This window comes from Streptomyces tardus (assembly GCF_018101125.2).
GTDB lineage: Bacteria > Actinomycetota > Actinomycetes > Streptomycetales > Streptomycetaceae > Streptomyces > Streptomyces tardus.
This window is the reverse complement of sequence record NZ_JAELVF020000001.1, coordinates 4,025,289-4,037,710: the sequence shown is the minus strand read 5'-3', so window position 1 is coordinate 4,037,710 and position 12,422 is coordinate 4,025,289. Positions and strand designations below refer to the sequence as shown.

Sequence of the window (12,422 nt, the reverse complement as noted above, 5' to 3'; positions counted from 1 at the left end):
GCCCTAGCGTCGTCGCCGGAGGTGTTCGCCCGATGACAGCGTGTGCAAGCGAGATCACGGTACTTGGCGGCGGCAACGACAGTTCGACTCGTGTTTCGCCCGGCCGGTCCGAGGTCGGGAAGGGCCGGGAGGACGGCCGAGGCAGCCCGGAGGACGGCCGCAGGGGCTGGGAGTTGGCCGCCGACGGCTCGTACGCGGCCCGGCTGGCCGGCACGGCGGAGCGCGGACTGTACGTGGAACGCTGGGCGTTGGGCGACAGCGACGCCTACACCGTGGAACTCCCCGTCGACCGCCCGGAGACGCCCGGCAGTGCGCTGCTGGCGCTGGCCGACGGCCGGGTGCTCGTCGCCCGGCCCGGCGACGGCTCGCACGAGTTCTCGCTGCTCTACCCGACCGGCCCCGGCACCGGCCAGCTCCCGCTGGGCGCGGTGGAATCGGACCGTCTGACGCTGCTGCCGCCGTGCCCGGACGGAAACACCGCCCATGCGCTGGTGCCCGGTTTCGAGACCACGGCGATCTGGCTGGTGACCGGTGCCGACGCGCCGCGTCCGGTGGCGGACGTTCCCGGTCACTGCCTGGACGGGCAGTGGCTGGACCCCGCCGGCCGTCTGCTGGCGCTGAACCGGCGCGACACCGCCGGCCGTACGAGCACGGTCGTGGTCGACCTGGCGCGCGGCGGCGAGGTCAGCCCGCTGCTGGAGCTGGGCGAGCGCAGCAACGACCGTCTGCTGCTGGCCGATCCGCACAGCGGGCTGCTCCTGGTCTGCTCCGACGCTCCCGGCCGGATGCGGATGGGCTGGGGCGTACTGGGCAGCCACCGACCCGTGCGGTTCCCGCAGGCGCTGCACCAGGAGGAGCTGCGACTGGCGCCCTTCACCGTGCAGCACGGCCAGCAACTCATGCCGGAACGCTCGGCGGTGGCGCTGCGCGCCCAGGGCCCGAACGGGACCTGGGTCGCCCTGTGGCGTCCCGGTCAGCGCGGACTGCAGCACCTCACGGCGCCTCCCGGCTGGCTGCCCGGCGCGGGCTCGTTCGGCTCCGACGGCGAGCTGCGCCTGCCGTACGCACAGGGCGGCGTGCGCGGGGTGGCGCGCATCGGGCGCAAACCGGCCGCACGCGCCACCGAAGGCAGCTGGCCGGGGACCGGGCACGGGCACGGCGGCGGAAGCGGCCTCCGAGTCGGGGTCGGCCGCGGCCACGAGGGCGCCCACGGGTACGGCCAGGGATACGGGCCCGGCGCTTCCGGTGACGCCCGCCCGTCCGGCGACGCCCGCCCGTCCGGCGACGCCCGCCCGTCCGGCGACGCCCGCCCGTCCGGCACGAGCGGCACGCGCGGTGGCAGAGCCGGGGGCGGTGAACCGGGGGCGGCGGAACGGCCGTTCGTACCCCAGCCGGTGAGCGGGCCGGTGAGCGCCCCGACGGCGCTCCCGGCACGGGCGGCGCGCGGCGGGCCACCGGCAGGACCGGGCGCGCCGACGGCCGGGGCGGCGGCAGAAGCAGACGGTACGGGGCACGGATCGACGGAGCCGTTCCCCGTGCCGTCACCAACCGGGGGCGCCGGTACGACGGTTCGCGGCAGTGGCTGCGCGCGCCTGTTCACGCCGATGCCGCTCCAGCAGGCACCGCTCGCCGCCTCGACGTCCGGGAGTGCCGGCGCCGGGGGCTGAACCCACCGCGGGAGAACGGTCGTTCCGACCGCGGACCGGCACACGCGACGTACACCCATGGCGGCCGGCGCACCTCGGCAGTCGGCGCCACCGTGGCGGCCGGTACGCCCGCGATGCCCCTGCGCCCGAGACGGTCGGTGCGCCCGTGACGCCCTGCCCCTGAGGCGGCCGAGCAGCGGCAGGGCGTCTCAACGGTGGACGCGGCGGAGTCGGTGTGCCAGTCCTCGCCTGCCGCAGCGCCCCGGCAGGAAGCCGAGCATCACCAGTACCGCCACGCCCAGCAGCCCCGCGCTGGCGGCGAAGGCGTACGCGAAACCGGCGGCCAGCTCGCCGGGGTCCTCGCTGCCCGCCGTCCGCGAGGCGGCGATGGTGGAGAGCACCGCGAGGCCGAGTGCGCCGCCCATCGTGCGGGAGGTGTTGATCAGCCCCGACATCAGCCCCGCGTTCTCCGGCGGAGCCCCGGTCGTCGCGAGGGTCGCCAGCGGCGTACCGGCGAGGCCCGCGCCGAGTGCGATCAGCATGCTGGGGACGAGCACGGTGAACGGATAGCTGCCGCCCTCGTGCATCCGGGTCTGCCACAGACAGCCGACGAGCGAGACGAACGAACCGGCCATCGCGAGATTCCGGGCGCCCGCGATCGCCATCAGCCGCGGGGCGACCTTGGAGCCGACGACGATGGCGAAGGAGGCGGGCACCAGACCGAGACCGGCCTGAACGGGGCTGTAGTGGAGCACGTTCTGCATATAGAGGGTCAGAAAGAACCACATGCTGAACATCGCGGCGCCGTTCACCAGCATCGCGACGTTCGAGGCCGACACCGAGCCGCTGCGGAAGACTCCGAGCGGGACCAGCGGCGCCCGCACCTTCGACTCCACCAGCACGAAGAGACCGAGCAGCAACAGGCCGAGCGCCAGCGGACCGAGCGCCTGCGGGGCGCCCCAGCCGACCGTCTCGGTCTCCACCACGCCGTAGGCGGTCGCGCCCAGCCCGACGGTCACCAGCAGCGCGCCGGGGAAGTCGAGGCGGCGCCCGGTGCGCACCCTGCGCTCGGAGAGCCACAGCGCCGCGGCCAGCAGTACGACCGCACCGACGGGGACGTTGATCAGCAGCACCCAGCGCCAGGAGAGCGTCTCGGTCAGCACCCCGCCGACAAGTCCGCCCGCGGCTCCGCCGCCCGCGCCCACCGCCGTCCAGGTGCCGATCGCCCGCGCTCTGGCGGGCCCGTCGGGGAAGGAGGAGGTGAGGATGGTCAGCGTGGCGGGCGAGAGGATCGCCGCACCCACGCCCTGGGCGCCCCTGGCGGCGATCAGCTGCCATCCCTCCTGGGCGAGCCCGCCCGCCAGACTGGCGAGGGTGAACAGGCCGAGCCCGGCGAGGAAGGTGCCCTTGCGCCCGAAGAGGTCGGCCGCTCTGCCGCCGAGCAGCATCAGCCCGGCGAAGGTGATGGTGTAGGCGTTCAGCACCCACTGGAGTCCGGCCGCGGAGAGACCGAGATCGGCACGCATCGACGGCAGCGCCACATTGACCACGGACACGTCGAGCACCACCAGGAACTGCCCCGCGCAGGCTGCCAGCAGCACCGCCCAGCGCCGGGGTGTGGAGGGCTGCGCGATCTTGGTCAGCGAGATGTCAGCGGTCGACTGCGGCATGCTGCACATCGTCCCACCTGTCATGCACCCTGCACCCCTGCGAGGTGTTCCTGCAAGTGGTGCGCCGGGGCGGACGGCCGACCGGCGCACTCCCGCCGAGCCCTCCCGGCGCCCGCCGTCCGGGGCGCGCGGCGGCCCGTACCCCGGGCTGGGCCGATGCGCCGGGATGCGGCAGCATGGGCGCCCATGACCACTCCCCCGGCAGAGATCCTGACGGCCTTCGAAGCGGCGAAGGGCTTCATGCCCCGCGACGAGGGCCTCGCCCTGTACGAAGCGGCGGCGCAGGCCGCCGGGTTGGGGCTGCCGCTGCTCGAAGTCGGCACCTACTGCGGGCGTTCGACGATCCTGATCGCCGAGGCCGCCCGCGCGGCCGGCGTACCGGCGATCACCGTCGACCACCACCGGGGCAGCGAGGAGCAGCAGCCGGGCTGGGAGTACCACGATCCGGAGGTCGTGGACCCGCAGGTGGGGCGGATGGACACGCTGCCGACCTTCCGACGGACGCTGCACGCGGCCGGCCTGGAGGAGCACGTCGTCGCACTCGTCGGGCGTTCGCCGCAGATCGCCGCCTTCTGGACGACGCCGCTGGGCCTGGTCTTCATCGACGGAGGGCACACCGAGGAGCACGCGAACGCCGACTACGAGGGGTGGGCGCCCCAGGTGGCCGCGGGCGGGCTGCTGGTGATCCACGACGTGTTCCCGGACCCCGCCGACGGAGGCAGGGCCCCGTACCTGATCTGGCGCAGAGCACTCGACTCCGGGGCGTTCACCGAGGTTTCGGCCACCGCCTCCCTGCGGGTGCTGCGGCGGGTGGCGGCAGGCGCATGAGGTGGCGCAGGGGCTCGGGGCCCGACGACGGGAGCGGCGAGCCCGCCGACACCTTCGGCTCCGGACCCGGGAGCAGGACCGGCTCCGGGGGCGGGAACGCCAGTGGTTCCGGGCCCGGGCGTTCGTCCACGGCACGCCGGGTGTTCACCGCCCTCGCCGTGCTGCTGCCGCTGGGGCTGATTGCCGGGCTGCTGTGGCTCGGCGGCGAGCGCGCCGACGACGGGAACGACCGGGCCGGCGGCGAGAGCGGAACGAGCGCCGAGTCGCCGGAGGCGGCCGGTGGTTCGGCCTCGGAGGGCAAGGGCGGTTCGCCCGGCCCGAAGGAGTCGGACGGCTCGGACGCCGATGCCTCCGAGCAGCCGTCCCGAGGGGCGAGCGGCTCCCCCGAGGGGCGAAAGCCCCTGCGCGGCACCACTGTTGTGCTCGACCCCGGCCACAACCCCGGTAACCGCAACCACGCCTCGGAGATCAACCGGACGGTCGACATCGGCACCACCCGCAAGGAGTGCGACACCACCGGTACGGCGAGCAACGACGGCTATCCGGAGGCCACGTTCACGCTCCAGGTGGCGCGCAAGACCCGCGCCCTGCTCGAACAGCGGGGCGCCACCGTGGAGTTGACCCAGGACGACGACCGACCGTACGGGCCCTGCATCGACGAGCGGGCCCGCATCGGCAACGAGGCGAAGGCCGACGCCGTGGTCTCCGTGCACGCCGACGGCTCGACAGCGCCGGACAACCGCGGCTTCCACGTGATCGCACCGCACCGGGTGCGCGGCGGGGAGGCCGACACCTCGCGAATCACGGGTCCTTCGGCCAGGCTCGCGGGCCGGCTCGCGGACAGCTTCCGCAGGACGACCGGGATGCCGGCCTCGAACTACCTCGGCAGCGACGTCGCGGCCACCGGTGTGACCGTCCGCGACGACCTCGGCGGACTGAATCTGTCCAAGGTGCCCAAGGTGTTCCTGGAATGCGGCAATATGCGACACAGCAAGGACGTTGCCTTGCTCACAGACAACCATTGGCAGGGGAAAGCAGCCCGGGGAATTGCTGACGGCATCACTTCCTACCTGGTAGGAAAACGTTAGCGAGCGGTGGAACGCAGCGGTGTGTGCGAGATCCCCAGGTGCCACCGGTTCGCTCGACCTCCACCGGTCGGTGCCCACAGGCAGCCGTCTCCGGGGGGAGGCAGTCGCCCGCTCCGCGCTTCCGTACGATGGTGGCCGCCCCCGTACTGACCAGACCATGACGAGACGATCAATGAAGGATCTGACGTGAACAACCGCTCGCTCACACGAGGCGACCTCATCGTAATCGGAGCAGCGGTACTGCTCTTGGTCGCCTCGTTCCTGGACTTCTACGAATTCAAGGGTGTCGTGGGGGGAGAGTCCGACAGCCGCAACGCCTGGTCGAACTTCTGGTTCCCCGCGCTCTTCTCGATCTACCTGGCCGGTGTCATCGCGGCGGGCCTGACGGCCGGTTCGCGTTTCGTACCCGCGCATCTGAAGGTGCTCGGTCTGACGCTCGACCAGTGGGGCCTCACGCTGGCGATCTTCACCGCGTGGACCGCGATCTGGACTCTGTTCGCCAACCCGCTGGGCGCCGAGGAGGCGCTCGACATGGGGGTCGGTCAGATCCTCGGAGCGATCTTCGCCGTGGGTCTTGCCGTGGCCGCGGTGCTGAACCAGCTGCTGGCCCCGCTCAAGCTGCCGATCAGCGGCGGTCCGTCCGCTCCCGCCAGCCCGTACGGCCAGCAGCCGCAGGCCGGTTACGGCTACCCGGGCGCCCAGCAGCAGCCGGGTATGCAGCAGCCCGGCGCGCAGCAGCCGCAGGGCGGCTACGGCTACCCCGGCGCCCAGCAGCAGCCCGCCGCGCAGCAGCCCTACGGTCAGCAGCCGCAGCAGCAGGCCCCCCAGCCGGCCGCGCAGCAGCAGCCGCCTCAGGCCGCGGCGCCGGACCCGAACTTCCAGCCCTTCTGGTTCGCGGTGCCGGTCGCCCGTCCGCTGTTCGCCGAGGACGGTTCGCAGACTCCGGTCGCCGAACTCGCCCCGGGCACCTGGTACCTGGCGGTGGAACAGCGCGGTCAGGCGCTCGTCGCGCAGACCCAGGACAACCGCCGCGGCATCCTTCAGGACACATCCGGCATCCAGCGCGGCTGAGTTCCGCCCCGTACGACGAGACGGCCCCGCCACTCCTTGGGTGCGGCGGGGCCGTCGCGCTGTCGCGGCAGCCGGTACGGGCGAGCGGGGCGCGCCGGGCCCAACGGACGCCCGCACCGGGGGTGTTCGGGCCGGTCCCGTAGGAGCCGGTCTGTACGGGCCGGGCCTGTAGGAGCCGGTCTGTACGGGCCGGGTCGGGCGTACAGCGGCCCGCCGGGCGCTCAGCTCCGGCAGACGGTCAGCAGCAGTCGGGCGGGGCGAGGCCGCACGGCAGGCGCTCGGCGCCGAAGACCTGCACGGTGGCCTCGTCGCCGCCGAGCGCGGCGACCGCCAGCAGCAGCGACGCCGCCGTCCAGGCGGTCTGCTCGCGGGGCCACACCGCTTCGTCGTCGAAGACGTAGCCGGTCCAGTAGAGGCCGTTGTCGGCGCGCAGGTGCTGAATCCAGCGCAACACGTCCAGCGCCCGGTCGGATTCGCCCATCACCCAGAGGGCCAGGGCGAGTTCGGCGCTCTCCCCGCCCGTCACCCAGGGGTTGGGGACGACGCAGCGCACCCCGAGGCCGGGGACCACGAAGCTCTCCCAGTCGGCCTCGATGCGCCGCTGGGCGGCGGAGCCGGTGAGGGCCCCGCCGAGCACCGGGTAGTACCAGTCCATGGAGTAGCGGGACTTGTCCAGGAAGCGCTCGGGGTGCGCGGCGATGGCGTGGCCCAGCCGGCCGACCGCCAACTCCCAGTCGGGCTGGGGCTCCTCGCGGTGCTCGGCGAGGGCCAGCGCGCAGCGCAGCGCCTGGTAGATCGAGGAGCTCCCGGTGAGCAGCGCGTCGGTCACGGGGGTGCCGTCGTTCTCCCGCTTCCAGCCGATCTCGCCGCCGGGCTGCTGGAGTTCGAGCACGAAGTCCACCGCTCGGTGCACCACGGGCCACATGCGTTCGAGATAGGCGTCGTCGCCGGTGGACAGGTAGTGGTGCCAGGCGCCGACGGCCACGTACGCGCAGAAGTTGCTCTCCCGGCCGCGGTCGGTCGGGTGGTCGGCGTCGCCGTCGTGGTAGGCGGCGTACCAGGCTCCGTCGGGGAGTTGGTGCTCGGCGAGCCAGTTGTACGCGGCGCGGGCCGCGGTGTGCTCGCCCGCGGTGTCCAGCGCCATGGCGGCCTCGATGTGGTCCCACGGGTCGAGGTGGTGGCCGCGGAACCACGGGATCGCGCCGTCCTCGCGCTGGATCGCCAGGATCCCGGCCACGGTGCGGCCGGCCTGCTCGGCGGTCAGTACGCCCGGCAGCACGAGCCGTTCGGTGCGCTCGGGGCTCGTCACGCGGAGACCTTCGACTGGTGCGGCTTGGTCGCGTAGACCACGAAGCTCTTGCCCATAAGCGGGTTGAGCGCCTGCTCGGCGACCCGGGTGAGCAGTGGCTTCTTCATGATGTCCCAGACCAGCAGCCGGTGGTACGCGCGCACCGGCAGCGCCGCGTCCTCGCCGTCGCGGTCGACGCCGAAGGCGCACTTGAGCCACCAGTAGGGCGAGTGCAGCGCGTGCGCGTGGTGGCTGCCGTACGGACGCAGCCCGGCGCCCTTCATCCGCTCGACCAGCTGCTCGCCCTTGTAGATGCGGATGTGGCCGCCCTCGACCTCGTGGTACGCGTCGGACAGCGTCCAGCAGACCTTCTCGGGGCCGTAGCGCGGGACCGTGACGGCGATCCGGCCGCCGGGGCGCAGTACCCGGACCATCTCGGCCAGTACGCCCTTGTCGTCGTGGATGTGCTCCATGACCTCGGAGATGATCACGACGTCGAAGCTGTCGTCGGGGAAGGGCAGCGCGAGCGCGTCGCCCTCCATGGCGGTGGCGGTGGCGCCGGCGGGCGCCTCGCCGGCCTCCTCCATCGCCGCGAACCACTTGGCGACCTCGCGGATCTCCTCCCTGTTCTGGTCCAGAGCGACGACCTGGGCGCCGCGCCGGTAGCACTCGAAGGCGTGGCGGCCCGCGCCGCAGCCCAGATCGAGCACTCGGTCACCTGGCGCGAGGGGGAACCGGGAGAAGTCGACGGTCAGCACGGTGCACTCTGCTTTCGTCCGGGGGCGGGATGGATGAACCGGGGGGGGCGTTGAGTCGGGTGGAGCGGATCGTCGCGCGGCCGTGCGCGGTACCGGCGACGGAGCCGACGGCGGGTCAGCGGGCGCGGACGGCGGCGCCGCGCGCGACGGCCTCCCGATAGCGGTCGGCGGTGCGCAGGGCTGCCTGCTCCCAGGTGAAGCGAGCGAGAACACGTTCCCGTCCGGCGGCACCGAGGCGGGCCCGCAGTTCCTGGTCGCCGAGCAGCCGGCCGAGCGCCGTCGCCAGCGCTCCTGCCTCGCCGGGCGGTACCGCGAGGCAGGTCTCGCCGTCGGGACCGGCGACCTCGGGGATGGCACCGCCGGTGGTGGCGACCAGCGGCGTGCCGGTGGCCATCGCCTCGGCGGCCGGCAGCGAGAAGCCCTCGTACAGCGAGGGGACGCAGGCGACCTGGGCGCTGCGCAGCAGGTCGGCCAGCTCCCGGTCGGAGATGCCCTTGACGAACTCGACGGCCCCGCCCAGCCCGTACCGCTCGATGGCGGCAGCGACCGGCCCGTCGTCGGCGCGCTTGCCGACCACGACCAGATGCGCGTCGGGGTGCTCTGCACGGGTCTTGGCCAGCGCCTCGACGAGGTGGATCAGGCCCTTGAGGGGCACGTCGGCGCTGGAGGTGGTGACGATGCGGCCCGGCACCGCGGGGACGGCCGGATCCGGCGAGAACAGCCTGCTGTCCGCGCCGATGTGCACCACCTCGACGCGCTCGGGCCGGACGCCGAGGTGCTCGACGATCTCGCGGCGCGAGGTCCCCGAGACGGTCAGCACCGAGGGCAGTCGGCGCGCGACCCGGCGCTGCATGCGGGTGAAGCCGTACCAGCGGCGCACCGAGGCGCGGCGGACCGGCCCCTGCGCGGCAGCGAGATCCAACTGCCGGTCCACGGTGATGGGGTGGTGGATGGTGGTCACCAGCGGCGCGCCGAGATCGCCCAACAGCCCGTAGCCGAGCGTCTGGTTGTCGTGCACGACGTCGAACTCCCCGCGCCTGGCGGCCAGATGGCGGCGGGCGCGCAGCGAGAAGGTCAGCGGCTCGGGGAACCCGCCGGTCCACATGGTGGCGACCTCCACGGCGTCGACCCAGTCGCGGTACTCGCCGGGTCGGGGCGTGCGGAACGGGTCGGGCTGGCGGTAGAGGTCCAGGGAGGGCAGCTCGGTGAGGGTGACGCCCTCGTCGAGCACCGGGTAGGGCTGGGCACCGATCACCTCGACGCGATGGCCGAGCCGGGCCAGCTCCCGCGAGAGGTGACGGACGTAGACGCCCTGTCCGCCGCAGTACGGGTTGCCCTTGTAGGTCAGCAGGGCGATGCGCAGACCGCCGTCGCCCACCGGACCGTCGGCGAGGTCTGCGGCTGCCTGTCGCGGAGACGGGTCCCGTACGGCCTCAGCGTTCACACGCGGCCCTTTCTCACTGGCCAGCCGGGATTCCACGACTGGTTACTCGCCGGAAGCTTCCGTGTGAGCGTAGTCGCTCGCGATAAGCTAGAACAAGTTACAGAAGTGCGTTCCGGTGAGGCGCCCTCACTGAGTGCGCGTCTTCGGTGCTCACCGCACGAATCTACCGGCCGGCCACCTCGTCCGCCGGGGCGGAACCGGTGATTCCCACCACCACGGACCGCTCGGGCGGCCCGTCCGGAGTGGGTCTCGTGCTCGCTCACCTCGTCAGATCCGGAGCTGTTCCCCCGTCATGACCACACCCTCGAACCCGTCCGCTGCCACTCCCCTGACCGAGCGCCAGGAGGAGCGCCGCCGGCGCATCCTCAAGGCCGGCGTCCGGCTGGCCAGGCGCGGCGGGTTCGACGCCGTGCAGATGCGCGAAGTGGCCGACTCCTCCCAGGTGGCGCTCGGCACCCTCTACCGGTACTTCCCCTCCAAGGTCCATCTGCTGGTCGCCACCATGCAGGACCAGCTGAGGCAGCTGCACGACGGGCTGCACCGCAGGCCGCCGACCGACGCCGAGCCCGCCGCCCGGGTGGCGAACACCCTGATGCGCGCCTTCCGCGGGCTCCAGCGCGACCCACAGCTGGCCGACGCGATGGTGCGGGCCTGCCTGTTCGCCGACCGCTCGGTCAGCCAGGAGGTCGATGTCGTCTCCCAGCTGACCAGGCGGATCATCCTGGACGCGATGCGTCTGGACGGTCCACCGAGCCCGCAGCAGATGGCCGCCGCCCGGGTGATAGAGCACACCTGGCACTCGACGCTGATCACCTGGCTCTCCGGCCGGGCCTCCATCGGCGAGGTCACGGCCGACATCGAGACGGTCTGCCGACTGGTCGACCTTCCCGCCGCGGTCCCGCCCCCCGACGACCGGGGCTGACCCACCCGCACCGCGGCGGAGCCCACGCAGTCGGCGCTGGGCGGGCCTGCGGTCGACGGACAGGCGTCCGGCAGGCGCCGTTCGGGCCGGCGCTACAGTGGCCGGTGCACAACGCACGTCCACGCACGGGGGAAGCCGGTGGGAATCCGGCGCTGACCCGCAACCGTCAGCGGACCGTACGCCCCGGGCGCCCGACGCCCGGACCCGGCGGCGTACGCACCCGCGAGCCGGAGCACCCGTACGTGGACGCCAGGCGGGCGCGTCGACAGCGGTCGAGGCGCCCGCGGCTCCCGGCACGACGGTGCCGGCACCGTCGCGGAACGCGGATGCTGAGCCCGGCAGAGCGCCACACGCGATGTGGCCCTCTTCCGGTGCGCGGTGGTCGCGACCGCTCACCGAAAGGCATCGAGAATGTTCCTGCGTCGCAGCGCGGCGGTCCTCGCCGGCGCGGCCCTGCTGGGCTCGGCCGGTGTCCTCGGGGCGCCCGCCGCTCTGGCCGAGGAGTCGCCCTCGCCGAAGCCGAAGCTCCCCTCGGGCCTGTACGGGAGCGCCGACCCGCAGTACGACGGGGTCTACCGCCAGTCCCTCGCGCTGCTCGCACAGGACGCGGTCGGCGTCGTACCGGCGAAGAAGGCGGTGAACTGGCTGGCCCAACAGCAGTGCGACGGCGGGTCGTTCACCGCCTACCGCCCGGACCCCGGCGAGCCCTGCGGCAGCGGCTCGGGCGAGGACGCGGCGGACACCAACGCGACAGGCGCCGCCGTGCAGGCGCTGGCGCGGCTCGGCGGCCACGGCAAGACCGTCGCCGCCTCGGTGACCTGGCTGAAGTCCGTACAGAACAAGGACGGCGGCTGGGGCTACAACCCGGGCGGCGACTCGGACGCCAACTCCACCGCACTGGTGGTCGGCGCGCTGGCCGCGGCGGGCGAGAAGCCCGGCGAGGTCGCCTCCAGGACCGGTGACCGCACGCCCTACGACGCCCTGCGCGCACTCCAGTTGGGCTGCGACGCGGACGCGGGCGAGCGCGGCGCCTTCGCGTACATGCCGGAGAAGGACGAGCTCGCGGCCAACGACGCCGCGACGGTCGCCGCCGCACTGGCCGCAGACGGTTCCGGTTTCGCCTCCGTCGCCGCGGACCGGCCCGCGGCGGCCGAGGACGGCGACGCCACCGAGGTCGCGGCGCCCTCCTGCGGCGAGGACGACACCTACGCGCAGAAGGACTCCGCGAAGGCCGCCGCCGCGTACCTCAGCGGCGCGCTGAAGGAGAACAAGGGATTCCTGCCGTCGGTCACACCCGGCGCGCAGGACCAGCCCGACCACGGCAGCACCGCGCTCGCCGCCCTGGCGCTCTCCGGCATCGGCGAGCCGGGCGCGGCGGCACGGCCGCTGGGCTGGCTGGAGAAGAACATCAAGGGCTGGGACGGCGTCACCACCAACCCGGCCGCGCTCGCCCAGCTCGTGCTGGCGGTGCACGCCTCGGGCGGCGACGCGACCGATTTCGCCGACACCGACCTGGTGAAACGGCTGAACGCCACCGGCCCCGAGCCCGAGAGGTCCGAGCCCGAGAACGCCGGCGCGGACGAGGCCGAGGAAGACGACGGAGGATCGAATCTCGTGCTGTGGATCGTCGCAGCGGCGCTGGTCGCCGGTATCGGCATGGGGCTGCTGATGAGCATGCGCAAGGGTGGCAAGAACAGCTGATGCGCA

At 73.3% G+C, this 12,422-nt stretch carries 10 protein-coding genes; 6 read left to right on the top strand and 4 right to left on the bottom strand.

The features are described from left to right. Nucleotides 1–32 precede the first annotated feature (32 nt). Nucleotides 33–1,667 (top strand): hypothetical protein, encoded by a 1,635-nt coding sequence (locus tag JGS22_RS17270; RefSeq protein ID WP_216815025.1) that lies wholly within the window; start codon nucleotides 33–35, stop codon nucleotides 1,665–1,667. 188 nt (nucleotides 1,668–1,855) lie between these two features. On the opposite strand, the gene JGS22_RS17265 is transcribed toward JGS22_RS17270, so the two are convergent. Further along, nucleotides 1,856–3,325, bottom strand: coding sequence for an MFS transporter (locus JGS22_RS17265; RefSeq protein ID WP_211038356.1), 1,470 nt, complete (start codon nucleotides 3,323–3,325; stop codon nucleotides 1,856–1,858). A gap of 177 nt (nucleotides 3,326–3,502) precedes the next feature. On the opposite strand from JGS22_RS17265, the gene JGS22_RS17260 reads away from it, so the two are divergent. From JGS22_RS17260 to JGS22_RS17250, 3 genes are all read left to right on the top strand, one after another. Then, nucleotides 3,503–4,144: a class I SAM-dependent methyltransferase gene (locus JGS22_RS17260; RefSeq protein ID WP_211038312.1), complete on the top strand. Its 642-nt coding sequence runs from the start codon at nucleotides 3,503–3,505 to the stop codon at nucleotides 4,142–4,144. Further along, on the top strand, nucleotides 4,141–5,232 hold the full coding sequence (locus JGS22_RS17255; RefSeq protein WP_211038314.1) for an N-acetylmuramoyl-L-alanine amidase: 1,092 nt from the start codon (nucleotides 4,141–4,143) through the stop codon (nucleotides 5,230–5,232). The genes JGS22_RS17260 and JGS22_RS17255 overlap by 4 nt, the downstream gene beginning before the upstream one ends. A 186-nt stretch (nucleotides 5,233–5,418) precedes the next feature. Continuing rightward, the gene (locus JGS22_RS17250) at nucleotides 5,419–6,303 is read left to right on the top strand and encodes a DUF5336 domain-containing protein (RefSeq protein ID WP_211038316.1); all 885 of its coding nucleotides are present in this window, start codon (nucleotides 5,419–5,421) and stop codon (nucleotides 6,301–6,303) included. Nucleotides 6,304–6,541: 238 nt separating this feature from the next. On the opposite strand, the gene JGS22_RS17245 is transcribed toward JGS22_RS17250, so the two are convergent. The 3 genes from JGS22_RS17245 to JGS22_RS17235 form a co-directional block, all read right to left on the bottom strand. Continuing rightward, complete coding sequence (locus tag JGS22_RS17245) at nucleotides 6,542–7,612, bottom strand: prenyltransferase (RefSeq protein ID WP_211038318.1); 1,071 nt, start codon at nucleotides 7,610–7,612, stop codon at nucleotides 6,542–6,544. Then, a complete protein-coding gene (locus JGS22_RS17240; protein WP_211038320.1) occupies nucleotides 7,609–8,349 on the bottom strand; it encodes a class I SAM-dependent methyltransferase in 741 nt (246 codons plus the stop codon). The genes JGS22_RS17245 and JGS22_RS17240 overlap by 4 nt, the downstream gene beginning before the upstream one ends. Before the next feature lie 115 nt (nucleotides 8,350–8,464). Beyond that, nucleotides 8,465–9,793, bottom strand: a complete 1,329-nt coding sequence (locus tag JGS22_RS17235; protein ID WP_211038322.1) for a glycosyltransferase family 4 protein — start codon at nucleotides 9,791–9,793, stop codon at nucleotides 8,465–8,467. A gap of 292 nt (nucleotides 9,794–10,085) precedes the next feature. Here JGS22_RS17235 and JGS22_RS17230 point away from each other — a divergent pair, with 292 nt between their 5' ends. Both JGS22_RS17230 and JGS22_RS17225 read left to right on the top strand, forming a co-directional pair. Then, on the top strand, nucleotides 10,086–10,715 hold the full coding sequence (locus JGS22_RS17230; protein ID WP_211038323.1) for a TetR family transcriptional regulator: 630 nt from the start codon (nucleotides 10,086–10,088) through the stop codon (nucleotides 10,713–10,715). 411 nt (nucleotides 10,716–11,126) lie between these two features. After that, complete coding sequence (locus JGS22_RS17225; protein ID WP_211038324.1) at nucleotides 11,127–12,416, top strand: SCO2321 family membrane protein; 1,290 nt, start codon at nucleotides 11,127–11,129, stop codon at nucleotides 12,414–12,416. Nucleotides 12,417–12,422: the final 6 nt, after the last annotated feature.